Raw genomic sequence first — 24,029 nt, 5'->3', positions numbered from 1 at the left:
ACCTGTGGCATCAGCGAAGAAAGCAGACAAAATGACTCACCTGCTCGACTCCGTCGACGGCGCGTCGCTGCGCACCGACATCCCGGCCTTCCGTCCGGGTGACACCGTCAACGTCCACGTCCGCGTCATCGAGGGCAACCGCTCCCGTGTGCAGCAGTTCAAGGGCGTAGTCATCCGCCGCCAGGGCGCCGGTGTCCGCGAGACCTTCTCGGTCCGCAAGGTCTCGTTCTCCGTCGGCGTCGAGCGCACCTTCCCGGTGCACACCCCGATCGTCGAGAAGATCGAGCTCGTGACCCGCGGTGACGTCCGTCGCGCCAAGCTGTACTACCTCCGTGAGCTGCGCGGCAAGGCCGCGAAGATCAAGGAGAAGCGCGACAACTGAGCCCGCGCCGCCGCGGTGATCCGTCGGCGACCGAGCCGGTAAGAAGGTGTCTCAGGGAGGCCGGATAGCATCTGGCCCCGATGGACACCGAAGCACAGCCCGTGGAGCGCGACCGCTCCTCCCGCCCTTCCGCTTCCGAGGAGATCTCGGACACAGCGGGGCCGGAGGAACGGTCGCGTTTTGCGTTCGTCGACAGGTTCGCCGACCGGCTCCCCGGGGGCCGGATCACCCTGACCGTGCTGATCTGTCTGGTATTTCTGCTGCTGATCAGCCGCTTCGTGATGCAGCCGTTCGAAATTCCCAGCGGCTCCATGGAGTCCGGATTGAGGATCGGGGACCGCGTTCTCGTAAATAAGTTGGCGTACCGTTTCGGTTCCGAGCCGCAGCGGGGCGATGTCGTCGTGTTCGACGGCACCGGTTATTTCGGGAACGCGGACTACGTCAAGCGCGTCGTCGGGGTAGGGGGAGACCACGTGGTCTGCTGCGACAAGGAGGGGAGACTCGAGGTGAACGGCCAGTCGGTCGACGAGTCGACATTTCTCTATCGGGGCGACAGTCCGTCCGAGGTGCCCTTCGACATCGTCGTGCCCGAGCGCTCCCTGTTCCTCCTGGGGGATCACCGCAGCCGCTCCCGCGACTCCCGTGATCATCTGGGCTCGCCCGGCGGTGGCATGGTCCCCGTCGGCGATGTCATCGGCAGGGCCGACTGGATCGTCTGGCCCGAGGGCCACTGGACCCGTCTGACGCGTCCCGACGGGTACGCCGCTGTGCCTGCCGCCGGAGGTGCTCATGGGTAACCGTGGACGGGCGCGCGGGGTCTCCGCCAGCGCCGCCGAGAATCTGCTGCCCACCGGGGCCCGGCGCGCCTCCGGGGGCGCCGCCCGGCCCAGCCGGGTCGAGCGGCGCAAGCTCGCGCGCAAGATCAAGCGGCGCAGGCGGCGCTCGGCGGTCAAGGAGATACCCCTCCTCGTCGGCGTCGCCGTGCTGATAGCCCTGGTCCTCAAGACGTTCCTGGTCCAGGCCTTCGTGATCCCGTCGGGCTCGATGGAGAACACGATCCAGATCGGCGACCGCGTCCTGGTGGACAAGTTCACCCCCTGGTTCGGCTCCCAGCCCAAGCGCGGTGACGTCGTCGTCTTCAAGGACCCCGGTGGCTGGCTCACAGCCGAGGACGCCCAGAAGAAGAACGACCCCGTGGTCGTCAAGCAGTTCAAGGAGGGGCTGACCTTCATCGGTCTGCTGCCGTCCGACAACGAGAAGGACCTCATCAAGCGGGTCGTCGGGCTCGGCGGGGATACCGTCAAATGCTGCGACGCGCAGGGCCGGGTGACCGTGAACGGCACCCCCCTGACCGAGCCGTACATCTACGCCGGAGACAAACCGTCGGAATTCGCCTTCGAGGTGAAGGTGCCCGCGGGCCGTCTGTTCGTGCTGGGCGACCACCGGGGCAACTCCGCGGACTCCCGTTACCACCGCACCGACAAGTTCAGCGGCACCGTCTCCGAGAAGTCGATCGTGGGCCGGGCGATGGTCATCGGGTGGCCCATCGGCCACTGGACCCGTCTGCAGGAACCGAACACGTTCTCGACGGTGGCCGACGCGCCTGGAGGGTCGGCCTCCGCTCTGTCTCTGTCGCATAGGGTGGCCTCTGCGGATCCAGATGGATTGATCCCGCTCCCGAGCCCTGCGGAACTCCCGCTCGTTATGGGAGTGGTGGGCCTGCGCCGAATACGGCGCGGGCGGCGGCACGGAGTGAGGAGTGGATGTGGGGGATGTGGCGGTCGGCGCACGGTCTGGGCACGAAGGTCCCGAAGGGCAGCCGGAGCGGCCCGACGATGCGGCTGCCCCTGCCGTAGAGGACGGTTCGGATTCTGGGAGCGGCTCCGAGGACGGGGACGTCTCGACCGGGCGCGCCGAGCGGGACCCGAAGTCCACCAAGCAGCGCTCCTTCTGGAAGGAGCTGCCGATCCTGATCGGCATCGCTCTGGTGCTCGCGCTGATTATCAAGACCTTCCTGGTGCAGGCGTTCTCGATTCCTTCGGACTCGATGCAGAACACCCTCCAGCAGGGTGACCGCGTTCTGGTCGACAAGCTGACTCCGTGGTTCGGCTCCGAGCCGCAGCGCGGAGAGGTCGTCGTCTTCCACGACCCGGACAACTGGCTGGCGGGCGAGCCCACGGCCAACCCGAACGCCCTGCAGACGGTCCTCAGCTGGATCGGCCTGATGCCGTCCGCCGAGGAGAAGGACCTCATCAAGCGGGTCATCGGCGTCGGCGGCGACACGATCGAGTGCAAGAACACCGGCCCGCTGACGGTCAACGGCAAGGCCCTGAACGAGTCGTCGTACGTGTACGCCGGGAACACCCCGTGCAGCCAGGACGAGGACGGCGGCCAGTTCAAGGTCAAGGTTCCCAAGGGCATGATCTGGGTGATGGGTGACCACCGCCAGAACTCGCGGGACTCGCGCTACAACCAGGCGGACAAGCACCACGGCATGGTGCCCGTGAACGAGGTCGTCGGCCGCGCCATCGTCAAGGCCTGGCCCATCAACCGGTGGGGCACCCTTCCGGTCCCGGACACGTTCGACCAGCCCGGTCTGAGCGACCAGGCGGCCGCGGCGGTCACCTCGCCGGGTGCCGTGGCCCTTCTGGGCGCGGCGCCGCTCGTGCTGGTGCGACGCAAGCGCAAGGCGTCCAAGGACGACTGAGACACCTCTCGGCCTTCGGGGCCGGCCCCTCCGGATTCTCCGGGGCGGCCGGCCCCGCTCGTTTCCGCCCGAAGCCGGACAGTGGACCGGGGACCGCGGACGGCGGGCGGCGGCACGAGCCCCACGGATCCGGTTCGCGCCGGTGATCGTGATCCGGCCGGGGGCTGACCCCGGACCGTACCCCCGGGTAAGGTGCGGGCCCATGGGTGGCGAGAGCGCAACACGTACGGCCCCGCGCAGCGGTGGCGCAGGCAAGACCCCGGTGGGCAGCAGGACCGGACAGCGGTTGTCCGGGCTGGCTGTCGCACTGGGCCTGGTGCTGTTCCTGGGCGGATTCGGCTGGGGAGCGGTGGTCTATCTGCCGTACACCGTCCCCACGAGTTCGATGGCGCCGACGATCAAAATGGGCGACCGGGTGCTGGCGCAGCGCGTCGACGGAAGCGACATCCGCCGAGGTGACGTCGTCGTGTTCAAGGACAAGACCTGGGTCACCGGCTCGTCCGTGGTCAAGCGCGTGGTCGCCGTCGGCGGCGACACCGTCTCCTGCTGCACCAAGGGCAAGCTGACCGTCAACGGCAAGCAGATCGACGAACCGTATCTGGCCGCCGGAAGCCTCGCCGAGATCACCGACTTCCCGACCGTGAAGGTCCCGACGGGACGGCTGTTCCTGCTCGGCGACGAGCGGCAGGGCTCCCTCGACTCCACCGCGCATCTGACGGACGCGGCCAGCGGCACCGTGGCGCGCAGCGCCGTGACGGCCCGGGTCGACGCGATCGCCTGGCCGATGAACGGCATGCTCGAACGCCCCACCGGTTTCAAGGTCCTCGGCGGTCTGTCCCAGCCGGGACCGCTCCCCACGATGGTCGCCCTGGTGATCGCCGGCGCCGTGCTCGTGCTGGGCGGCGGGGCGTACGGGCCCGTCGCCAAGCTGGCGGGACGTTCCCGCGCACGCACGGAGTCCGCCGGTGCCCGCTGAGGCGGCGGACCGGGACGAGGGCCCGCAGCAAGACGGGTTGCGCAAGGTCGCCCGGGTCGTCCTGCTCGACCCGCAGGACCGCGTACTGCTGCTGCACGGCCACGAGCCGGACGATCCGTCCGACGACTGGTGGTTCACGCCGGGCGGCGGCCTGGAGGGCGACGAGACCCGGGAGCAGGCGGCCCTGCGGGAACTCGTGGAGGAGACCGGTATCACAGAGGTCGAACTTGGCCCGGTTCTGTGGCGGCGGATCTGCTCGTTCCCGTTCGCCGGGCGGCGCTGGGACCAGGACGAGTGGTACTTCCTGGGCCGTACGACCCAGACCGCCACGGCGGCCGCGGGGCTGACGGACCTGGAGCGGCGCAGCGTCGCCGGAGCGCGCTGGTGGACGTGCCAGGAACTGACCGAGGCACATGAGACGGTGTATCCGACCAAGCTCGCCGGGCTGCTGCGCAGGGTGCTCGACGAGGGTCCCCCGGCCACGCCCGAGGTCCTCGACACGGAAATCGTCTAGGGGCTCTCGGGGCTGGCGCACAATAGGGGGACGCACGGCTGAAGGGGAACATGCCATGAGCGCCGAGGACCTCGAGAAGTACGAGACCGAGATGGAGCTGAAGCTCTATCGGGAGTACCGCGATGTCGTCGGTCTGTTCAAATATGTGATCGAGACCGAACGGCGCTTCTACCTCACCAACGACTACGAGATGCAGGTGCACTCGGTCCAGGGTGAGGTGTTTTTCGAGGTGTCCATGGCGGATGCCTGGGTGTGGGACATGTACCGGCCCGCCCGCTTCGTGAAACAGGTACGCGTCCTTACGTTCAAGGACGTGAATATCGAGGAACTGAACAAGAACGATCTGGAGCTGCCGGGCGGCTGAAAACTCCGGACGGTCGATGACGAGTGGTGATCGCGGTGATGGCTCGTGCGGGTGACGAAGATTTCCACAGTCACCCGCTCGTCCACCAAGATCCAATAGCTGGGTGACACGGCCTCAGTGTTGGTGCCGGAGGTGGTGCCGACATGAAGACATCCGAGGCACGCAACGCACTGGGCGCGTATGGCGAGGAGCTGGCCGCACGACGGCTGACCGGGACCGGCATGACCGTCCTGGCACGCAACTGGCGCTGTGGCAGGACCGGCGAGATCGACATCGTGGCCCGGGACGGCGACGCGCTGGTCGTCTGCGAGGTCAAGACCCGCAGGGTGGGCGCGTTCCAGCATCCGATGGCGGCCGTCACACCGGCGAAGGCCCTGCGACTGCGCGGCCTGGCCGAACGCTGGCTCCAGGAGCACGGCGGAGCCCCGCCCGGCGGCGTCCGCATCGACCTGATCGGCGTCCTGATCCCCGAACGCGGCGCCCCCGTGGTCGAGCACGCGCGGGGGGTGGCCTGATGGGATTCGCGCGTACGTGTTCGGTGGCCCTGGTGGGCGTGGAGGGCGTCGTCGTCGAGGTCCAGGCGGACCTGGAGCCGGGCATCGCGGCCTTCACGCTGGTGGGGCTCCCCGACAAGAGCCTGACGGAGAGCCGGGACCGGGTCAGGGCCGCGGTGGTCAATTCCGGTGCGTCCTGGCCGCAGAAGAAGCTGACGGTGGGGCTGAGTCCGGCCTCCGTGCCCAAGGGGGGTTCGGGCTTCGATCTCGCGGTGGCCTGCGCTGTGCTGGGCGCCGCCGAGCGGATCGATCCCCGCGTGCTCGCCGACATCGTGATGATCGGGGAGCTGGGGCTCGACGGCAGGGTGCGGCCGGTCCGGGGCATCCTGCCGGCCGTCCTCGCCGCGGCGGACGCCGGATACGAGCAGGTGGTGGTGCCGGAGTGCGCGGCGGCCGAGGCCTCACTGGTACCGGGGGTCTCGGTGCTCGGGGTCCGCAGCCTGCGCCAGCTGATCGCGGTACTGGCGGACGAACCGGTGCCCGAGGAGGAACCGGACGAGCAGGGCCGGCCGGACCCGTTGCTGGCCGGCCTGCGCGTGCCCGGTACGGGCGAGGCCACCGGGCTGTGCGGCATCGCAGTGCCGGAACACGACCGGGACCACGACCTCGGCGACGTCGTGGGCCAGTTGTCGGCACGCACCGCTATGGAGGTGGCGGCGGCCGGCGGCCACCACGTCTTCCTCCAAGGACCACCAGGTGCGGGCAAGACGATGCTGGCCGAGCGGATGCCGTCGATCATGCCGCGTCTCTCCCGGCAGGAATCTCTGGAGGTGACGGCGATCCACTCCGTCGCCGGCCTGCTGCCGCCGGGCAAACCGATGGTGGACGTCGCGCCGTACTGCGCACCCCACCATTCCGCGACCATGCAGTCGCTCGTCGGCGGCGGCAAGGGGCTCGCACGGCCCGGCGCGGTGTCCCTCTCGCATCGAGGCGTTCTCTTCCTCGACGAGGCGCCGGAGTTCAGCGGCTTCGCGCTGGACGCCCTGCGGCAGCCGCTCGAGGCGGGGCACGTGGTGATCGCGCGCAGCGCCGGTGTCGTACGGTTCCCCGCGAAATTTCTGATGGTCCTGGCCGCCAACCCCTGCCCCTGCGGGCGCTTCAGCGCGACGAACGACTTCTGCGAGTGCCCGCCCTCCGTCATCCGCCGTTATCAGGCGAGGCTCTCCGGCCCGCTGCTCGACCGGGTGGATCTGCGGGTGGAGGTCGAGCCGGTCACCCGGGCCGAACTCACCGCGCGCGGCGCGCGGGGCGAGTCGACGAAGACGGTCGCGGACCGGGTGCTCGCCGCCCGCGAGCGCGCCGCCGAGCGCCTGAGGGGAACCCCCTGGCACACCAACAGCGAGGTGCCGGGACGCGAGCTGCGCGGTCGCTGGCAGGCACGGGCGGGAGCGATGGACGAGGCCGAGCGGGGCCTTGAGCGCGGGCTGCTGACGGCCCGCGGGCTGGACCGGGTGCTCCGCGTCGCATGGACGGTCGCGGACCTGTCGGGACACGACAGGCCCGACGCCGGGGACGTCGCCCTGGCTCTCCAGCTGCGCACCGGAATCCCGCGCGGGGTACCGATGGCGATCGGCTCGCCGGCATGACGGACGACGAGCGCGGGGCTCGCGTCACGCTCTCCCGGGTCGTCGAACCGGGCGACGAGGTCTGCGGGCGCTGGATTCGAGAAGTCGGTGCCAGGGAGGCCGTTCTGTGGCTGCACGGGGACCTGGGGCAGCCGCGGGGAATGACCGACAAGCGGTGGGCGGGCCTGAGGGCCAGAGCCGGGCGGGCCGACCCGGAGCGGGACCTCGCCCTCGCGCGGGACGCCGGGGTCCGGTTCGTCTGTCCCGGTGAATCCGAATGGCCCGCACAGCTCGACGACCTGGGGGATGCCCGGCCCGTCGGGCTGTGGGTGCGGGGGCGGGCCGGCCTGCGGTTGTGGGCGCTGCGGTCCGTCGCCGTCGTCGGCGCCCGGGCCTGCACCGAGTACGGCGCGCACATGGCCGCCACCCTCGGCGCCGGGCTCGCGGAGCGGGGCTGGGTGGTGGTGTCCGGCGGCGCCTACGGCATCGACGGCGCCGCGCACCGGGGCGCCCTCGGGGCGGGCGGTGCCACCGTCGCCGTGCTCGCCTGCGGTGTCGACCGGCCCTATCCGCGCGGGCACACCCAGTTGATCACCAGGATCGCGGAACAGGGTCTCGTGGTGGGGGAGTTGCCGCCCGGAGAGCACCCGACGCCGAGCAGATTCATCCTCAGGAACCGGGTCATCGCGGCGCTCACCCGGGGCACCGTGGTCGTCGAGGCGGCGTACCGCAGCGGAGCGCTCGTCACGGCCCGTGCGGCCCAGCGGCTGGGCCGGTTCACGATGGGTGTGCCGGGACCCGTCACCAGCGGACTGTCGGCCGGGGTGCACGAACTGCTGCGCGGGGAGGCCGTCCTGGTCTCCGACGCCGCGGAAGTCGCCGAACTGGTCGGTGACATGGGCGAGCTGGCCCCGGAGCGGCGCGGGCCCGTGCTGCCGCGCGACCTGCTGCAACCGGGTGCAAGACGCGTCCTGGACGCTGTGCCGGCGCGGGATCCGGCGGGGGCCGAGGAGATCGCCCGGAGAGCGGCGACCAGCACGGACGACGCGGTCGGGAGACTGTACGAACTCCGAGCACTTGGATTCGTCGAACGACACGGCGACGGCTGGAAGTTGACACGCCAGGCGATGATCTCTGTCCGCGGCGGTCGGGAGGGATGCTGACCGAGCGTGTTCGGCCGTCCGGGGGAACGCCGACACGCCTGGGAATCCTTGTAGTTGGCGGCCCCGATGGTCACACAGGGCGACCGTCGTGACTCCGGGAGACGCCCCGGGGAAAGTTTTCGCGTGCGGGTGACAGCCCGCCCTTCGCGCACTGCGACAGCCCAGTCACGCTACGCTCACAGGAATCCGAAGCAGACACGCGATCTCGGCATGAGGCCGACAGGACACCCAGGCACTCCCAGTTCACGGCAGAACGGCACAAGGCGACGAATGCCCCAGCACACCTCCGGGTCCGACCGGACGGCGATTCCGCCAGCCGCCCGCGACGGCGGCAGCGTGCGCCCTCCCGCGCCCTCGACGCTCGACGAGCTGTGGCGGTCGTACAAGTCGACCGGTGACGAGCGGCTGCGGGAGCAGCTGATCCTGCACTACTCACCGCTGGTGAAGTACGTCGCCGGCCGGGTCAGCGTCGGTCTGCCGGCCAATGTGGAGCAGGCGGACTTCGTCTCGTCGGGGGTGTTCGGGCTGATCGACGCGATCGAGAAGTTCGACATCGAACGGGAGATCAAGTTCGAGACGTACGCGATCACCCGCATCCGCGGCGCGATGATCGACGAACTGCGGGCGCTGGACTGGATCCCGCGGTCGGTGCGGCAGAAGGCGCGCAATGTGGAGCGCGCCTACGCGACGCTGGAGGCGCGACTGCGGCGCACCCCCTCGGAGGGCGAGGTGGCCGCCGAGATGGGCATCGGCGTGGAGGAACTCCACGCGGTGTTCAGCCAGTTGTCGCTGGCCAATGTGGTCGCTCTGGAGGAGCTGCTGCACGTCGGCGGCGAGGGTGGCGACCGGCTGAGCCTGATGGACACGCTGGAGGACACCGCCGCCGACAATCCGGTCGAGGTGGCCGAGGACCGGGAGCTGCGGAGACTTCTGGCACGGGCGATCAACACGTTGCCCGACCGGGAGAAGACCGTGGTCACGCTCTACTACTACGAAGGGCTCACGCTCGCGGAGATCGGCAATGTGCTCGGGGTGACCGAGAGCCGGGTGAGCCAGATCCACACCAAGTCGGTGCTTCAGCTGCGCGCCAAGCTGGCCAGTTTCGGACGCTGAGCCGGGCGGTGCCGTGCGGCCGCGCCGCGCCGCCGCGTCGTCCTGCCGCCGGGACCGCTGCGGCGGACGCCACTGCGGTCGGCTCGGTGGAGTGGTTCCCGTCGGCGGCGGTGCGTCCGTACAGTGGTTGACGTGCCAAGGATTCGAGCGGCCTCCGTGGCCGAGCACCGGTCGATGCAGCGAGCCGCCCTGCTGGACGCTGCGCGGTCCCTGTTGTCCGAGGGCGGGACGGAGGCGCTGACCTTCCCGGCCCTCGCCGAGCGCACCGGGCTCGCGCGTTCCTCCGTGTACGAGTACTTCCGGTCCAGGGCCGCCGTCGTCGAGGAACTGTGCGAGGTCGACTTCCCCGTCTGGGCGGCCGAGGTCTCGGCCGCGATGGCAGCGGCGGACGGCCCCGAGGGGACGGTCGAGGCGTACGTCCGCCGTCAGCTGGCCCTGGTCGGGGACCGGCGGCACCGGGCCGTGGTCGCCATCTCCGCCAGCGAACTCGACTCGGGTGCCCGGGACAAGATCCGGGCGGCGCACGGCGGCCTGGTCACGATGATCGGTGAGGCACTCGCCGAGATGGGGCACGCCGAGCCGCGACTGGCCGCGATGCTCCTCCAGGGCGTGGTCGACGCCGCGGTGCGGCGCATCGAACTGGGCGCCGCCGAGGACCCCTCCGCGATCACCGAGGCGGCCGTGGCGATGGCCCTGAGAGGCGTCCGGGGCTGAGCCCCGCCGCCGTTGGCAGGTGCCGTCGGCCCACGGCTCACGGCTCACGGCTCGTGCCGCGGGCCGCTCGGCCGCCGGCCTGTGGCGCGGCCTCTCGGTTTGTGGTCCACGGCAGCGACTTCCTCGGCTCTTGGATCCGGGCGTGGGCCGTTCCGCCGTCGGCCGGGGACGCGCGCCTCCCGGCTCTGGTCCGCGGCCCGTGCCCCTCGCCTTTGGCCCGTGCCCGCGGGTTCCTCGGCTTCTGGTCCGCGGCCGTGCCCCCGTCGGCTCGTGGCTGGTCAGGGTCGGGTGTTCGTGCCGTTGAGCGGTAGTAGGCGGGACGGGCCCGTGTTCAGGAGCCATGGGGGCAGCAGGGACAGCGGGTCCAGGTAGGTCGTGCCCCTGAGCAGGCCCCAGTGCAGACACGCCGTCGGCCCACAGTGCGCGTCCGCCGCCTCCAGCGTGCCGAGAACCTCGCCCGCGAGGACCTCTTCGCCCTTGTGCACCGATGCCCGCACCGGACCGTACGTCGTCCGCAGCGGGGGCGCCCCCGTGCCCGACAGCTCCACCGAGACGACCCCGCGGCCCGCGACGCGGCCCGCGAAGGACACCCGGCCGGGTGCGACGGCCCGCACCGGGGCGTCCGGGGCGGCCGCGAGGTCGACACCACGATGACCCCGGGAGTAGGCCGTCGCCGGCGGTTCCCAGCCTCGTACGACGAACGGCCGGACACCCACGGGCCAGGCACGGGCGAGCGCCGGGACGGAGGGGTCGGCCGTCGGCGGGGCGGCCGGGACCGGTGACGGGGGAGCCGGTGGCGCGGGGGACGGTGGGGCGGGGCCGGTTCCATGGGCCAGGGCCAACGGGGTCGGCGCGCCCAGGACGGTCACCGTCAGGCCCAGGAGGAGTCCCGGCCAGATACGCGTACATCGGTTCACTCGCATGCGGGAACCGTCCCGCATCGAGCGGATCATGGCCGGGATCTGTGGAGTACCGGCCGGTTGTGGACAGCGGCGTCACCTGCCCCCTCTCGGGTCCCGTACACTTCTGATGGCGATTCGGGTCACCGAGTCGACTTCGCACGCCCCGGCACCTGGTCATCACAGATCGGTGTCAGCGCCTCTCGGTCCTTTGTGGCAAGGCGCAATCGCGGGCGTCAGGCGCGTGAGCCGTCCGGCACACGCGGTACAACCGAGAAACCGAGGAGAACGGCCATGGCCGTCGTCACGATGCGGGAGCTGCTGGAAAGCGGCGTCCACTTCGGTCACCAGACCCGTCGTTGGAACCCGAAGATGAAGCGCTTCATCTTCACGGAGCGCAACGGCATCTACATCATCGACCTGCTCCAGTCGCTGTCGTACATCGACCGCGCCTACGAGTTCGTCAAGGAGACCGTCGCCCACGGCGGCACGGTCATGTTCGTCGGCACGAAGAAGCAGGCGCAGGAGGCCATCGCCGAGCAGGCCACCCGCGTCGGCATGCCCTACGTCAACCAGCGCTGGCTGGGCGGCATGCTCACCAACTTCTCCACCGTCTACAAGCGTCTGCAGCGCCTCAAGGAGCTCGAGCAGATCGACTTCGAGGACGTCGCGGCCTCGGGTCTCACCAAGAAGGAGCTTCTCGTGCTCTCGCGCGAGAAGGCCAAGCTGGAGAAGACCCTCGGTGGTATCCGCGAGATGCAGAAGGTGCCCAGCGCCGTCTGGATCGTGGACACCAAGAAGGAGCACATCGCGGTCGGCGAGGCCCGGAAGCTCAACATCCCGGTCGTCGCCATCCTCGACACCAACTGTGACCCCGACGAGGTCGACTACAAGATCCCGGGCAACGACGACGCGATCCGCTCCGTCACCCTGCTCACCCGCGTGATCGCCGACGCCGTCGCCGAGGGCCTCATCTCCCGCTCGGGCGCCGGTAAGGCCGCGGGTGACAAGGCCGCGGGCGAGCCGCTCGCCGCGTGGGAGCGCGACCTGCTCGAGGGCGAGAAGAAGGCCGACGACGCCGAGGTCCAGACCTCCGCCGAGACGGAGAAGGTCGCCGACGCCGAGCAGGCCGAGGCTCCCGCCGAGGCTGAGGCCGTCGAGGCCCCCGCCGCCGAGGCCGAGGTTGCTGCCGAGGCGCCCGCCGCCGAGGCCCCCGCCGCCGCGGACGCCGAGCAGGCCTGACCCCTCACCCCTTCGGGTTTGTGAACGGCGGGGGCCCACAAAGCCCCCGCCGTTCGTCCCGTAGATCTTCAGACTTCGAGAGAGATTCCAGGAATCATGGCGAACTACACCGCCGCCGACGTCAAGAAGCTCCGTGAGCTCACCGGCGCCGGCATGATGGACTGCAAGAAGGCGCTTGACGAGGCCGACGGCAACGTCGACAAGGCCGTCGAGGCGCTGCGGATCAAGGGCCAGAAGGGCGTCGCCAAGCGCGAGGGCCGCTCCGCCGAGAACGGCGCCGTGGTCTCCATCATCGCTGACGACAACACCTCCGGTGTCCTGGTCGAGCTGAAGTGCGAGACGGACTTCGTCGCCAAGGGCGAGAAGTTCCAGGCCGTCGCCAACGAGATCGCCCAGCACGTCGTCAAGACGTCGCCGACCGACATCGCGGCGCTCCTCGGCTCCGAGATCGAGCCCGGCAAGACGGTTCAGGCGTTCGTCGACGAGGCCAACGCGAACCTGGGCGAGAAGATCGTCCTGGACCGCTTCGCCCAGTTCTCCGGCGCCTTCGTGGCCTCGTACATGCACCGCACCATGCCCGACCTGCCCCCGCAGATCGGTGTTCTGGTCGAGCTGGACAAGGCCGACGCCGACCTCGCCAAGGGCATCGCGCAGCACATCGCCGCCTTCGCGCCGAAGTACCTCTCCAAGGAGGACGTTCCGGCCGAGGTCGTCGAGACCGAGCGTCGCGTCGCCGAGGAGACCACCCGCGCCGAGGGCAAGCCCGAGGCCGCCCTCCCGAAGATCGTCGAGGGTCGCGTCAACGGCTTCTTCAAGGAGGCCACCCTCCTCGGTCAGCCGTACGCGCTCGACAACAAGAAGTCCGTCCAGAAGGTTCTGGACGAGGCCGGTGTCACCCTGAAGCGCTTCTCGCGCATCAAGGTCGGCATCTGAGTCCGTACCGCGATCGACGCGCGACCCCTATAGGGTCGACAGCAGTCGTCCGCGTGCGCCGGCACCCATGCGTGTGTGCCGGACGACAGCAGATCTGACGAGGAGGCCATTGCCGAGTATGGGATGCGAACAACACCCCACCGGCAATGGCCTTCTTCGTATGTGCACCATGAGGAGATCTCCATGACCACCACCCAGGCCGACAAGGGCGAGAAGAGCGACGACGGCAAAGGCGCGGGCCGCTTTCTGCTGAAGCTTTCCGGCGAGGCGTTCGCCGGTGGCGGCGGACTGGGCGTCGACCCCGACGTGGTGCACAAGATCGCCCGCGAGATCGCGGCCGTCGTGCGCGACGGTGCCCAGATCGCCGTCGTCATCGGCGGCGGCAACTTCTTCCGCGGGGCCGAACTCCAGCAGCGCGGCATGGACCGGGCGCGCTCCGACTACATGGGCATGCTCGGCACGGTCATGAACTGCCTCGCCCTCCAGGACTTCCTGGAGAAGGAAGGCATCGACAGCCGCGTCCAGACCGCCATCACCATGGGCCAGGTCGCGGAGCCGTACATCCCGCTGCGTGGCGTGCGGCACCTGGAGAAGGGCCGTGTGGTCATCTTCGGTGCCGGTATGGGCATGCCGTACTTCTCCACCGACACCACTGCCGCCCAGCGGGCCCTGGAGATCGACGCCGAGGCGCTCCTCATGGGCAAGAACGGCGTGGACGGTGTCTACGACTCCGACCCGAAGACCAACCCCGAGGCCGTCAAGTTCGACTCGCTCAGCTACGGCGAGGTCATCACCCGGGACCTCAAGGTCGCCGACATGACCGCCATCACGCTGTGCCGGGACAACAAGCTGCCGATCCTGGTCTTCGAACTCCTGGCGGAGGGCAATATCGCGCGGGCCGTCAAGGGTGAGAAGATCGGCACACTCGTGGGCGACCAGAGCGGCCGAGCCTGACGGGGAACGCTGCGGACCGGGTAGGACTCCCGGTCCGGGACGGACCCCGACCGGGGGATGGACAATGTCCTGCCGGTCCGGAACCGTGCAGGAATAAGACGCGACGCAGCCGGCCGCCGAACCCCGACGAGGAAACAGCTGCCGGGCCTACTCAAGACACGCAGGAGCAAGTGGTGATCGAAGAGACCCTCCTCGAGGCCGAGGAGAAGATGGAGAAGGCCGTCGTGGTCGCCAAGGAGGACTTCGCCGCGATCCGCACCGGCCGTGCGCACCCGGCGATGTTCAACAAGATCGTGGCCGACTACTACGGCGCGCTGACGCCGATCAACCAGCTGGCCTCGTTCTCCGTTCCGGAGCCGCGCATGGCCGTGGTGACCCCGTTCGACAAGAGCGCGCTGCGCAACATCGAGCAGGCGATCCGCGACTCCGACCTGGGCGTCAACCCCAGCAACGACGGCAACATCATCCGGGTGACGTTCCCCGAGCTGACGGAAGAGCGTCGCAAGGACTACATCAAGGTCGCGCGGACCAAGGGCGAGGACGCCAAGGTCTCGATCCGCGCCGTGCGCCGCAAGGCCAAGGACGCTCTCGACAAGCTCGTCAAGGACAAGGAGTCCGGCGAGGACGAGGTCCGCCGCGCGGAGAAGGAACTCGACGACACCACGGCGAAGTACGTCGCCCAGGTGGACGAGCTCCTGAAGCACAAGGAAGCGGAGCTGCTCGAGGTCTGATGAACGACTCTTCCTGGGGGGCGCCGCCACAAGCCGGGTACTGGGGGCCGTCCGAGCAGGGGCCTGTCCAGGGGGCAGCCCCGGCGGGTCCCACGTACGATGCGCATGACGCGCAGCACACTCGGCCCATGCCCACCGTGCCCGACGTACCCGCACATGGCGGAGACCAGGATGACGACAAGGGGGCCGCTCGGCCGAGCGGCCCCTCGGTCCGCAACGACACACCGCCGACGGCGCCCTACGGGGATCCGTCGCACAACCCGCAGATCCCGCAGGAGCCCATGCCCAGCGCCGCCCCCGAGCCCGCCCCCGCACCTCAGAAGAAGAGTGCGGGACGCGACTTGGGCGCGGCCATAGGAGTGGGCGTCGGGCTGGGTGCGGTGATCGTCGCGTCGTTGTTCGTCGTCAAGGCCGTCTTCGTCGGAGTGATAGCGGTCGCCGTGGTGGTGGGGCTCTGGGAGCTCACCTCACGGCTGGAGGAGCGCAAGGGCATCAAGGCGCCCCTCGTGCCGCTCGCGCTCGGCGGGGCCGCCATGGTCGTCTCCGGATACGTGCGCGGTGCCGAGGGCGCCTGGGTGGCCATGGCGCTCACCGCGCTGGCCGTCCTGGTCTGGCGGATGACGGAACCGCCCGAGGGCTACCTCAAGGACGTCACGGCGGGGGTCTTCGCGGCCTTCTACGTGCCGTTCCTGGCGACCTTCGTGGCCATGATGCTCACGGCCGACGACGGCCCGCGCCGCGTGCTGACCTTCCTGCTCCTGACGGTCGTCAGCGACACGGGCGCGTACGCCGTCGGCTGGCGCTTCGGCAAGCACAAGCTGGCGCCGCGGATCAGCCCCGGAAAGACCCGTGAGGGTCTGTTCGGAGCGGTCAGCTTCGCGATGGTGGCGGGTGCGCTGTGCATGCAGTTCCTGATCGACGACGGCGCCTGGTGGCAGGGGCTGATCCTCGGCCTCGCGGTCGCGGCCAGCGCCACGCTCGGTGACCTCGGCGAGTCCATGATCAAGCGGGACCTCGGCATCAAGGACATGGGCACCTTGCTGCCGGGCCACGGCGGCATCATGGACCGGCTGGACTCCCTGCTTCCGACGGCTCCGGTCGTCTGGCTGCTGCTCGTGCTCTTCGTCGGATCCGGCTGATCGTTTTTCCGCACACATCGACGACGTACACGCATACGACACCACCCCTTCGGGTCACCCGATCACCTCGCCGTGATCCCCGTGACCGGGAGGGGTGGTGTCGTATGCGTGGGGCCGGCCGTCCTGCCACTCCACCCAGCGCGGATCGTCCAGGAACTCCCACGCGTCCGGGAGGCCCGCGCGGCGCAGGAACTCGACCACGTCGGCGTCGCTGTGGGCGACACCGCCGCTCCGGCCGCGGATCGTCACGCGTCGGCCGCCGGTCCCGGCCGGGCGCCCCACGACGATGGGCGCGGTGGGCACGTCGTCGGCCTGTGTCTGTTCGTGGTGCTCGTGGTCCGGCCGTGCGTTTTCGTGGTTCACAGGACACCCAGATCCGTGTCGGGGCGGCAGTACGGGCATGCCGTGACGCCGTTTTCGGTGATCGCCCGGAGAGCCTGCTCACGTGCGAGTGGCTTCGTGTTCTTCCCGGCCATGCCGCAGTCGCCCGTGTGGACGGCGTCGGGGGTGGCCCTGGTGCCGCCTGTACGTCGCATCGCGAGCTTCCAGCCGCGGGGCGGCGGGGGTGACGTGCGGGCCGCGCGGGTGGCGGCGGTCTCTTGTCGCTCCAGCTCGGTGATGGTGTCGTCGGTGCGGCGCAGTTGCCAGAGCAGCCAGGCGCGGACGCTGCGCAGATGCTCCAGACGGGACACGTTTTCGTACACGCATTCGATTCTAGGCCTTGGTGAGACGCCGTGGCAGCACCCTGCCCGTGTTCCCCCGTGTCCCGACCCGAACCTCACGGCGGGTGATCCCCGTAGCGCCGAGGGAGGGAGACGCAGGTCACATTCGGTCGTGTCACATCGTGCGGAGCTGTTCCGTCGACCAGGTGTAGCCACGAACAACGACACAGGAGCGCACCATGGAAGCTCGGTTGAACCTCTTCGCCAGCCCCGTCGCGGCCAAGTTCACGAAGCACATCGTCGCCGCGGGCCGGTCGCTCGCGGACTCGACCCTGCCGACCGCGACGCAGGAACTGGTGAAGCTTCGCGCCAGCCAGATCAACGGCTGCGGTTTCTGCACCGACATGCACACCAAGGACGCCACCGCCGCGGGCGAGACCTCGGTGCGCCTCAACCTGGTCGCGGCCTGGCGCGAGGCGACGGTGTTCACCGATGCCGAGCGCGCCGCCCTTGAGCTGACGGAGCAGGGCACGCGTATCGCCGACGCGGCCGGCGGCGTCACGGACGAGTGCTGGGCGAACGCCGCCAAGTACTACGACGAGGAGCAGCTCGCCGCCCTGGTGTGCTGCATCTCCATCATCAACGCCTTCAACCGGGGCAACGTCATCGTCCAGCAGCCCGCCGGCGCCTACCGGCCCGGCCAGTTCGCGTAACGGGTGTTCCTTGACCGGGCCTGCCGGGTCCGGTCAGGGCGCGCCGGAGTCGGCCAAAGCCCACTGGCTCCGACCAAGGTCCGCCAAGCCTCCCGCCTGCGGATTTGTCTGGGCGGGAGGCTTGATCGTGGATCTGACGGAGCAGTTGTCGAAGTAGCGAACCTGCCTGCGTGTCCGCCCGGACACCAGCTCTGAACCACCTCACGCTCGTAGCTCTCGCACTGCTCGCGGGAGCCTTCCGAGTGGGTCCCGACGAGGACGAGCCCGGTTCGGCCCGGTCTGCGTCCGTCAGTGGTCAGTGAGATCCACGATCACATCGCAGTGCGGATCGTCGGAAGGGCGATGCAGATGCTCGTTCGCCAGGAACGCGGGGGAAACCATGGCGCCGAGCAGGCCGGGCCCCGTACGGCTGATCAGCACGTCCACACCGTACGTGCGGTCCCGCTCTGGTGAACGGAAATAAAGGCGCACGCGGTCGTCGCCCGTGATGACCGCGCCGATGAACAGCGGTTTCCACGAGACCTCGGCCATCCCTGGGCCGTCCGAGGTCGACCACCGCTGATGGACGGCACCCGCGGGTGACCGCCCCCACCCCCACTCCGGCCTGGGCCGGCGGAGTTGATCTGCGACACTGGTACAGCCATGCCTAAGCCCGGAGAACTTACTTTTGTCGCGCCGCGCGGAGCCAAGAAGCCGCCGCGGCACCTTGCCGATCTCACTCCCGCCGAGCGCAAAGAGGCGGTTGCCGCGATCGGTGAGAAGCCGTTTCGTGCCAAGCAGCTCTCGCAGCACTACTTCGCCCGGTTCGCGCACGACCCCGCGGAGTGGACCGACATCCCGGCCGCCTCGCGCGGCAAGCTCCAGGAGGCGCTGCTTCCCGAGCTGATGACGGTCGTACGGCACCTGTCGACCGACCAGGACACCACCCGCAAGACCCTGTGGCGGCTCTTCGACGGCACGCTCGTCGAGTCCGTGCTGATGCGCTACCCGGACCGGGTGACCATGTGCATCAGCTCGCAGGCGGGCTGCGGGATGAACTGTCCGTTCTGCGCCACCGGACAGGCCGGCCTCGACCGGAACCTGTCGACCGGCGAGATCGTGCACCAGATCGTCGACGGTATGCGGTCGCTCCGCGACGGCGAGATCCCCGGGGGTCCGGCGCGGCTGAGCAACATCGTCTTCATGGGGATGGGCGAGCCGCTCGCCAACTACAAGCGGGTGGTCGGGGCGATCCGGGCCCTCACCGACCCCGAGCCGGACGGGCTCGGGCTCTCGCAGCGCGGCATCACCGTGTCGACGGTCGGGCTGGTCCCCGCCATCAACCGGTTCTCCGACGAGGGCTTCAAGTGCCGGCTCGCGATCTCCCTGCACGCCCCCGACGACGAGCTGCGCGACACCCTCGTCCCCGTGAACACGCGGTGGAAGGTGCGCGAGGTGCTGGACGCCGGATGGGAGTACGCGGCCAAGTCCGGTCGGCGCCTGTCGATCGAGTACGCCCTGATCCGGGACATCAACGACCAGGCGTGGCGTGGTGACCGGCTCGGGCGGATGCTCAAGGGCAAGCCCGTACACGTCAACCTCATCCCGTTGAACCCGACCCCGGGTTCGAAGTGGACCGCCTCGCGGCCCGAGGACGAGAAGGCGTTCGTCGAGGCCATCGCGGCCCATGGCGTGCCGGTGACCGTCCGGGACACCCGTGGCCAGGAGATCGACGGAGCGTGCGGTCAGCTCGCCGCGACCGAGCGGTAGTCTGAGCCGAGTCAGTACATCTTCATATTCCGACATCTTCATATTCCGACAGGGGAGCGCCACAGCGCTGAGAGTGCGGGACAGACCGCAGACCCTCTGAACCTTGCCCAGGTCATTCTGGGTAGGAAGTTCGGTCATTACTCAAGCTGTTGCGCCCTGCCCGGGAACCGTCAGAGTTCCCGGGCGGGGCCGCGTCTCTTCCTGGTCGCCCAGGAGGAATCCAGTGATCACCACCAGCAGCAGGCGGTTCGCAGTGTTGGCCGTCGGGCTCGGCCTCGTCGCGTTGCCCGCGCTGTCCGCGTGCGGCTCGTCCGACGCCGCCGGCTCGGGCGATCCGAAGACGATCACGCTCGTCAGCCACAACTCGTGGCTCGTGTCGAAGAGCGTGCTCAAGGACTTCGAGAAGCAGTCCGGCTACAAGGTCCGCGTTCTCATGGACGGCGACGCCGGGCAGGCCGTCAACAAGGCCATCCTGACCAAGGACAACCCGCAGGGCGACGTCTTCTTCGGCGTCGACAACACCCTGCTCTCCCGCGCGCTCGACAACGGGCTGTTCCAGCCGTACACGGCCAAGGGCGTGGACCTGGTCCTGCCCGAGTACCGGACCGACCAGGACAAGCACCGGGTCACGCCCATCGACACGGGTGACATCTGCGTCAACTACGACAAGGCCTACTTCAGCGAGCACAAGCTGGCGCCGCCGCAGTCCTTCGACGACCTGATCAAGCCCGCGTACAAGAACCTCCTCGTCACCGAGAACGCCGCCACGTCCTCGCCCGGCCTCGGCTTCCTGCTCGGGTCGGCCGCCCACTACGGCGACGACAACTGGCAGGGCTACTGGAAGAAGCTCAAGGCCAACGGGGTGAAGGTCGTGGACGGCTGGGAGCAGGCGTACAACGACGAGTTCTCCGGGTCCGCCGGCGGCAAGAAGGCCAAGGCCGACCGGCCGCTCGTCGTCTCGTACGCCTCCTCGCCGCCCGCCGAGGTCATCTACGCCAAGCCGAAGCCCACCACCGCCCCGACCGGGGTCGCGGCCGGCACCTGCTTCCGGCAGGTCGAGTACGCGGGTCTGCTCAGCCACGCCAAGAACGCCAAGGGCGGCAAGGCGTTCCTGGACTTCCTGCTCACCAAGGAGTTCCAGGACGACATGCCGCTCAACATGTTCGTCTACCCGGTCCGTGAGGGCGCGCAGGTGCCCGCGGAGTTCGCGCGGTTCGGTCCGCAGGCCAAGGATCCCGAGACCCTGGCGCCCGCGAAGATCGCCGCCGACCGCGACCAGTGGGTCAAGTCGTGGACCTCACTCGTACTGAAGTAGCCGAGGGAGCAGGCGGGGCCGACGAGGCCGGCGGACCCGGCGGGGCTTCGCGAAGGGCGCGCGGGCAGAGCGCGGTGCGGTTCGGGCTGATGGTCCTGCCCGTCGCGTTCTTCGCGGTCTTCTTCGCCTACCCCGTCGCCGCGATCGTCTCGCGCGGCCTCCACGGGGACGGCGGCTGGCAACTGGGCCGGATCTGGGACGTGGCGACCCGGCCGGACATCCGGCACGTGCTGTGGTTCACCACCTGGCAGGCGCTCGCCTCGACGGCGCTCACGCTGCTGATCGCGCTCCCCGGCGCGTATGTCTTCGCGCGCTTCGATTTCAGGGGCAAGCAGATCCTCCGGGCCGTGGTGACGGTGCCCTTCGTGCTGCCGACCGTGGTCGTCGGTACGGCGTTCCTCGCGCTGCTCGGCCGGGGCGGGCTGCTCGACGAGCTCTGGGGCGTACGGCTGGACACCACGGTGTGGGCGATCCTGCTCGCCCATGTCTTCTTCAACTACGCGGTCGTCGTACGGACCGTCGGCGGGCTCTGGTCGCAACTCGACCCGCGCCAGGAGGAGGCCGCGCGCATGCTCGGCGCCTCGCGTTTCGCGGCGTGGCGCAGGGTGACGCTGCCGGCCCTCGGGCCGGCCGTGGCCGCCGCCGCCCTCATGGTCTTCCTCTTCACCTTCACCTCGTTCGGTGTGGTGCAGATCCTCGGCGGTCCCACCTTCTCGACCCTCGAAGTCGAGATCTACCGGCAGACCTCCGAGATCTTCGACCTCGCGACGGCGGCCGTGCTCACGATCGTCCAGTTCGTGGCGGTGGGCGCGATCCTCGCCGTGCACGCGGCGACCGTACGCCGACGGGAGACCGCCCTGCGTCTGGTGGCCCCGGAGACGACCGCGCGCCGGCCGCGCGGTGCCGGGCAGTGGGCGCTCCTCGCGGGCGTGCTGGTGAGCATCGCGGTCCTCCTCGTGCTGCCGCTCGCCGTCCTCGTCCAGCGGTCCCTCGGCGCACCGGGATTCGGGTACTACCGGGCGCTCGCCGACGACGACGGCGGTGTCTTCCTCGTCGCCCCGATCGAGGCGGTCGGCAACTCGCTGGAGTACGCGCTCGCCGCCACCGCCATCGCCGTGCTCATCGGCGGTCTGGCCGCCGCGGCCCTCACCCGGCGCGCCGGTCGTCTCATGCGGGGCTTCGACGCGCTGCTGATGCTGCCGCTCGGCGTCTCCGCGGTGACCGTGGGTTTCGGGTTCCTGATCGCGCTGGACGAGCCGCCGCTGGATCTGCGTGCCAGCTGGATCCTGGTGCCGCTGGCGCAGGCGCTGGTGGGTGTCCCCTTCGTCGTACGGACGATGCTGCCCGTGCTGCGGGCGGTGGACGGGCGGCTGCGGGAGGCCGCGGCCGTGCTGGGGGCATCGCCCTGGCGGGTGTGGCGCGAGGTCGATCTGCCGATGGTGCGGCGGGCGCTGCTGGTCGCGGCCGGGTTCGCCTTCGCCGTCTCCCTCGGGGAGTTCGGGGCGACCGTCTTCATCGCACGGCCCGACAACCCGACACTGCCGGTCGCCGTGGCCCAGCTGCTCGGGCGCGCGGGCGATCTCAACTACGGCCAGGCGATGGCCCTTTCGACCATCCTGATGGTGGTCTGCGCGGTGGCGCTGCTGCTGTTGGAGCGGGTACGGACCGACCGGACCGGGGAGTTCTAGATGCTGCTGAGCCTGCAGGGCGCGACCGTACGCTTCGGCGGGCGGCCCGTGCTCGACGCCGTCGACCTCGATGTCGCCGAGCACGAGATCGTGTGCGTGCTCGGGCCGAGCGGCAGCGGCAAGTCCACGCTGCTGCGGACGGTGGCCGGACTGCAGCCGCTGGACGCGGGCCGTGTGGTGCTGGACGGACGGGACCAGGCGGCCGTTCCAGCGCACAAGCGGGGCGTCGGCCTGATGTTCCAGGACCATCAGCTCTTCCCGCAGCGGGACGTGGGCGCCAATGTGGCCTTCGGGCTGCGCATGCGCGGCACGTCGAAGAGCGGTCGGGCGGCCCGGGTGGGGGAGTTGCTGGATCTCGTCGGTCTGCCCGGAGCCCGGGACCGCGCCGTCGCGTCCCTCTCCGGCGGCGAGCAGCAGCGGGTGGCACTGGCCCGTGCCCTCGCGCCGCGCCCCCGTCTGCTGATGCTCGACGAACCGCTCGGCCAGCTGGACCGCTCGCTGCGCGAACGGCTGGTCGTCGAACTCCGCGGCCTCTTCGGCGAGTTGGGTACGACGGTGCTCGCCGTCACCCACGACCAGGGCGAGGCCTTCGCCCTCGCGGACCGGGTCGTGGTGATGCGCGACGGGCGGATCGCCCAGTCCGGTACGCCACTTGAGGTCTGGCAGCATCCCGCGGACGCGTTCGTGGCCCGTTTCCTCGGCTTCGACAACGTGGTCGAGGCGACGGTGAGCGCGACCGCCGCCGACACCCCGTGGGGCAAGGTCCCGGTGCCCGAGGGCGCCCCCCAGGGGCCCGGCACGCTCCTCGTACGGCCCGCGGGGGTACGTCTCGTGGCCGCGGCGGACGGGCTGCGCTGCACGGTCGCCGCACGCACCTTCCGGGGCACGCACGTCGCCGTACAGCTTCAGCCGGAGGGCGCGCCGCGGCTGGAGGCGGCGTGCGCGCTGCGAGACGCGCCGGAGCCCGGGGATGTGGTCGGGGTGGAGTTCGACGCGGCCGAGATCGTCGTCCTCGGGGCGTAGGCGCCGCCAGGAGTCCCGAGAATCACGCCACTTGACCGAAGGCCCGGACAGCCGTGTGGCCCGCCCCCTCGACGGGGGCGGGCCACACGGTCGTACAGGATGCGGGTCGGCGTCAGCCGGCCTTCGAGGCGCCGCGGCGACGCATGCCGAAGAAGACCGCTCCGCCACCGACGATGACGAACGCCGCGGCGATGCCGGCGATCATCGGGGTGTTGGAGTTCGCGCCGGTCTCGGCGAGGTTGGACTCACCGGCGGCCGCGGACGGCTGGTTGTCGCCCGGGGTGGCCGGAGCGGCACTGCTCTCGGAGTCCGACGGGCTCGCCGAGTCCGAGGGAGTGTCCGAGGCGGAGGGGGTGTCCGACGGCTTCGGGCTCTCCGACGGGGACGGCGACTCCGACTTCGTGGCGCAGGCCTCGGCCTGCGCCACCAGGTTCGGCGAGATGTCCTTGTCCACGATGTTCGGGACGCTGACGTGAACGCGGTACTCGGCCTTGGGGGCCCAGTCCTCCGCGAACGAGACGGTGGCACCGTTCTTGCTGCCGGTGACCTTCTGGGCAGTACCGACCTGGTGCGCGTCGGCGCCGTTCGACTCGAGGAAGACCGTGACGGTGGCTTCCTTGGCGGAGGCATCGATGTCGGTCACGGTGATGATGCCCTTCCCGTTGCCGTCACAGGTGGCGGCCGCCGAGAAGTCACCGATGTTGCAAGCGAGTGCGTTGCCGGCGACGCCGAGCGCGAGCGCGGCAGAGGCGGAGGCAACGCCGAGGATTCGCACGGAACGTGCGGTGCGTCGAGATATGGACACGATTGCCCTTCACAGGTTGCGCAACTGCGGGGGGTGTTGGGAGATTTGCTGCGAATCATTCCAGCAACAGCTCCCCCAGGAGTTTCACAGGTTTATAAGCGCAGCCTAAGGGCTGTCAATGCAT

Annotated in this window: 26 protein-coding genes, 1 pseudogene and 1 riboswitch; of the genes and pseudogenes, 22 read left to right on the top strand and 5 right to left on the bottom strand. The window is 69.9% G+C overall.

The features are described from left to right. The first annotated feature begins 31 nt into the window (after window positions 1-31). The 12 genes and pseudogenes from rplS (at window position 32) to ACFYR3_RS18665 (ending at window position 10,052) form a co-directional block, all read left to right on the top strand. Window positions 32-382, top strand: coding sequence for a 50S ribosomal protein L19 (rplS, locus tag ACFYR3_RS18720; RefSeq protein ID WP_355842320.1), 351 nt, complete (start codon window positions 32-34; stop codon window positions 380-382). An 80-nt stretch (window positions 383-462) separates the two neighbouring features. Further along, window positions 463-1,179: a signal peptidase I gene (lepB, locus tag ACFYR3_RS18715; RefSeq protein WP_389283903.1), complete on the top strand. Its 717-nt coding sequence runs from the start codon at window positions 463-465 to the stop codon at window positions 1,177-1,179. Beyond that, a pseudogene (gene lepB / locus ACFYR3_RS18710) lies at window positions 1,172-2,245 on the top strand (signal peptidase I); the annotation flags it as partial. The gene lepB (ACFYR3_RS18715) and the pseudogene lepB (ACFYR3_RS18710), both read left to right, overlap by 8 nt. Beyond that, window positions 2,148-3,089, top strand: a complete 942-nt coding sequence (gene lepB, locus ACFYR3_RS18705; protein WP_355842315.1) for a signal peptidase I — start codon at window positions 2,148-2,150, stop codon at window positions 3,087-3,089. The pseudogene lepB (ACFYR3_RS18710) and the gene lepB (ACFYR3_RS18705), both read left to right, overlap by 98 nt. A 202-nt stretch (window positions 3,090-3,291) precedes the next feature. Then, on the top strand, window positions 3,292-4,065 hold the full coding sequence (gene lepB, locus ACFYR3_RS18700) for a signal peptidase I (protein ID WP_355842312.1): 774 nt from the start codon (window positions 3,292-3,294) through the stop codon (window positions 4,063-4,065). After that, window positions 4,055-4,579: an NUDIX hydrolase gene (locus ACFYR3_RS18695; protein ID WP_389283901.1), complete on the top strand. Its 525-nt coding sequence runs from the start codon at window positions 4,055-4,057 to the stop codon at window positions 4,577-4,579. The genes lepB (ACFYR3_RS18700) and ACFYR3_RS18695 overlap by 11 nt, the downstream gene beginning before the upstream one ends. 55 nt (window positions 4,580-4,634) lie before the next feature. Further along, on the top strand, window positions 4,635-4,943 hold the full coding sequence (locus tag ACFYR3_RS18690) for a DUF2469 domain-containing protein (protein WP_069765426.1): 309 nt from the start codon (window positions 4,635-4,637) through the stop codon (window positions 4,941-4,943). Between the two features lie 143 nt (window positions 4,944-5,086). After that, window positions 5,087-5,458, top strand: a complete 372-nt coding sequence (locus ACFYR3_RS18685; RefSeq protein WP_389283899.1) for a YraN family protein — start codon at window positions 5,087-5,089, stop codon at window positions 5,456-5,458. Further along, the gene (locus ACFYR3_RS18680; RefSeq protein ID WP_355842303.1) at window positions 5,458-7,083 is read left to right on the top strand and encodes a YifB family Mg chelatase-like AAA ATPase; all 1,626 of its coding nucleotides are present in this window, start codon (window positions 5,458-5,460) and stop codon (window positions 7,081-7,083) included. Before ACFYR3_RS18685 ends, ACFYR3_RS18680 begins: the two co-directional genes overlap by 1 nt. Further along, complete coding sequence (gene dprA, locus ACFYR3_RS18675) at window positions 7,080-8,225, top strand: DNA-processing protein DprA (protein WP_355842300.1); 1,146 nt, start codon at window positions 7,080-7,082, stop codon at window positions 8,223-8,225. Before ACFYR3_RS18680 ends, dprA begins: the two co-directional genes overlap by 4 nt. A gap of 270 nt (window positions 8,226-8,495) precedes the next feature. Beyond that, window positions 8,496-9,338, top strand: a complete 843-nt coding sequence (gene whiG / locus ACFYR3_RS18670; RefSeq protein WP_261708294.1) for an RNA polymerase sigma factor WhiG — start codon at window positions 8,496-8,498, stop codon at window positions 9,336-9,338. A gap of 156 nt (window positions 9,339-9,494) precedes the next feature. Beyond that, window positions 9,495-10,052 carry a helix-turn-helix domain-containing protein gene (locus tag ACFYR3_RS18665; RefSeq protein ID WP_355842533.1) on the top strand — a complete coding sequence of 186 codons (558 nt, stop codon included), beginning with the start codon at window positions 9,495-9,497 and terminating at the stop codon, window positions 10,050-10,052. A 278-nt stretch (window positions 10,053-10,330) separates the two neighbouring features. On the opposite strand, the gene ACFYR3_RS18660 is transcribed toward ACFYR3_RS18665, so the two are convergent. Further along, on the bottom strand, window positions 10,331-10,975 hold the full coding sequence (locus ACFYR3_RS18660) for a M23 family metallopeptidase (RefSeq protein ID WP_355842297.1): 645 nt from the start codon (window positions 10,973-10,975) through the stop codon (window positions 10,331-10,333). Window positions 10,976-11,245: 270 nt separating this feature from the next. On the opposite strand from ACFYR3_RS18660, the gene rpsB reads away from it, so the two are divergent. From rpsB to ACFYR3_RS18635, 5 genes are all read left to right on the top strand, one after another. Continuing rightward, complete coding sequence (rpsB, locus tag ACFYR3_RS18655; protein WP_355842294.1) at window positions 11,246-12,193, top strand: 30S ribosomal protein S2; 948 nt, start codon at window positions 11,246-11,248, stop codon at window positions 12,191-12,193. A 96-nt stretch (window positions 12,194-12,289) separates the two neighbouring features. Then, window positions 12,290-13,126, top strand: a complete 837-nt coding sequence (gene tsf / locus ACFYR3_RS18650) for a translation elongation factor Ts (RefSeq protein WP_355842291.1) — start codon at window positions 12,290-12,292, stop codon at window positions 13,124-13,126. 183 nt (window positions 13,127-13,309) lie between these two features. Then, a complete protein-coding gene (gene pyrH / locus ACFYR3_RS18645) occupies window positions 13,310-14,080 on the top strand; it encodes a UMP kinase (protein WP_355842288.1) in 771 nt (256 codons plus the stop codon). A 173-nt stretch (window positions 14,081-14,253) separates the two neighbouring features. Beyond that, window positions 14,254-14,811, top strand: a complete 558-nt coding sequence (gene frr, locus ACFYR3_RS18640) for a ribosome recycling factor (protein ID WP_037625129.1) — start codon at window positions 14,254-14,256, stop codon at window positions 14,809-14,811. Beyond that, window positions 14,811-15,950, top strand: a complete 1,140-nt coding sequence (locus tag ACFYR3_RS18635) for a phosphatidate cytidylyltransferase (protein WP_355842285.1) — start codon at window positions 14,811-14,813, stop codon at window positions 15,948-15,950. The genes frr and ACFYR3_RS18635 overlap by 1 nt, the downstream gene beginning before the upstream one ends. Before the next feature lie 54 nt (window positions 15,951-16,004). Here ACFYR3_RS18635 and ACFYR3_RS18630 read toward each other — a convergent pair whose 3' ends face one another. Together ACFYR3_RS18630 and ACFYR3_RS18625 are read right to left on the bottom strand one after the other, a co-directional pair. Next, a complete protein-coding gene (locus ACFYR3_RS18630) occupies window positions 16,005-16,253 on the bottom strand; it encodes a hypothetical protein (protein WP_355842530.1) in 249 nt (82 codons plus the stop codon). A 56-nt stretch (window positions 16,254-16,309) separates the two neighbouring features. Next, complete coding sequence (locus tag ACFYR3_RS18625; protein ID WP_355842282.1) at window positions 16,310-16,654, bottom strand: DUF6233 domain-containing protein; 345 nt, start codon at window positions 16,652-16,654, stop codon at window positions 16,310-16,312. Window positions 16,655-16,851: 197 nt separating this feature from the next. Between ACFYR3_RS18625 and ACFYR3_RS18620 the strand changes: the two genes are divergently transcribed. Then, on the top strand, window positions 16,852-17,325 hold the full coding sequence (locus ACFYR3_RS18620; protein ID WP_389283893.1) for a carboxymuconolactone decarboxylase family protein: 474 nt from the start codon (window positions 16,852-16,854) through the stop codon (window positions 17,323-17,325). 288 nt (window positions 17,326-17,613) lie between these two features. Here ACFYR3_RS18620 and ACFYR3_RS18615 read toward each other — a convergent pair whose 3' ends face one another. Then, entirely contained in the window at window positions 17,614-17,856 is a 243-nt protein-coding gene (locus tag ACFYR3_RS18615; protein ID WP_355842276.1) for a hypothetical protein, read from the bottom strand. Window positions 17,857-17,967: 111 nt separating this feature from the next. On the opposite strand from ACFYR3_RS18615, the gene rlmN reads away from it, so the two are divergent. From rlmN to ACFYR3_RS18595, 4 genes are all read left to right on the top strand, one after another. After that, window positions 17,968-19,074 (top strand): 23S rRNA (adenine(2503)-C(2))-methyltransferase RlmN, encoded by a 1,107-nt coding sequence (gene rlmN, locus ACFYR3_RS18610; RefSeq protein WP_355842273.1) that lies wholly within the window; start codon window positions 17,968-17,970, stop codon window positions 19,072-19,074. A 40-nt stretch (window positions 19,075-19,114) separates the two neighbouring features. Beyond that, window positions 19,115-19,220, top strand: a riboswitch (TPP riboswitch). Between the two features lie 77 nt (window positions 19,221-19,297). Next, entirely contained in the window at window positions 19,298-20,389 is a 1,092-nt protein-coding gene (locus tag ACFYR3_RS18605; RefSeq protein ID WP_389283890.1) for a thiamine ABC transporter substrate binding subunit, read from the top strand. After that, window positions 20,365-22,077 carry an ABC transporter permease gene (locus tag ACFYR3_RS18600; protein ID WP_389283888.1) on the top strand — a complete coding sequence of 571 codons (1,713 nt, stop codon included), beginning with the start codon at window positions 20,365-20,367 and terminating at the stop codon, window positions 22,075-22,077. Before ACFYR3_RS18605 ends, ACFYR3_RS18600 begins: the two co-directional genes overlap by 25 nt. Further along, window positions 22,078-23,100, top strand: coding sequence for an ABC transporter ATP-binding protein (locus ACFYR3_RS18595; protein WP_355842270.1), 1,023 nt, complete (start codon window positions 22,078-22,080; stop codon window positions 23,098-23,100). Window positions 23,101-23,212: 112 nt separating this feature from the next. Here ACFYR3_RS18595 and ACFYR3_RS18590 read toward each other — a convergent pair whose 3' ends face one another. Then, on the bottom strand, window positions 23,213-23,905 hold the full coding sequence (locus ACFYR3_RS18590) for an LAETG motif-containing sortase-dependent surface protein (RefSeq protein ID WP_389283886.1): 693 nt from the start codon (window positions 23,903-23,905) through the stop codon (window positions 23,213-23,215). Window positions 23,906-24,029 lie beyond the last annotated feature (124 nt).

It is taken from the genome of Streptomyces sp. NPDC005784, assembly GCF_042871525.1.
Lineage (GTDB): Bacteria > Actinomycetota > Actinomycetes > Streptomycetales > Streptomycetaceae > Streptomyces.
Note: the sequence above shows the minus strand (reverse complement) of the source record. Positions and strands in the feature narration are given on the sequence as shown.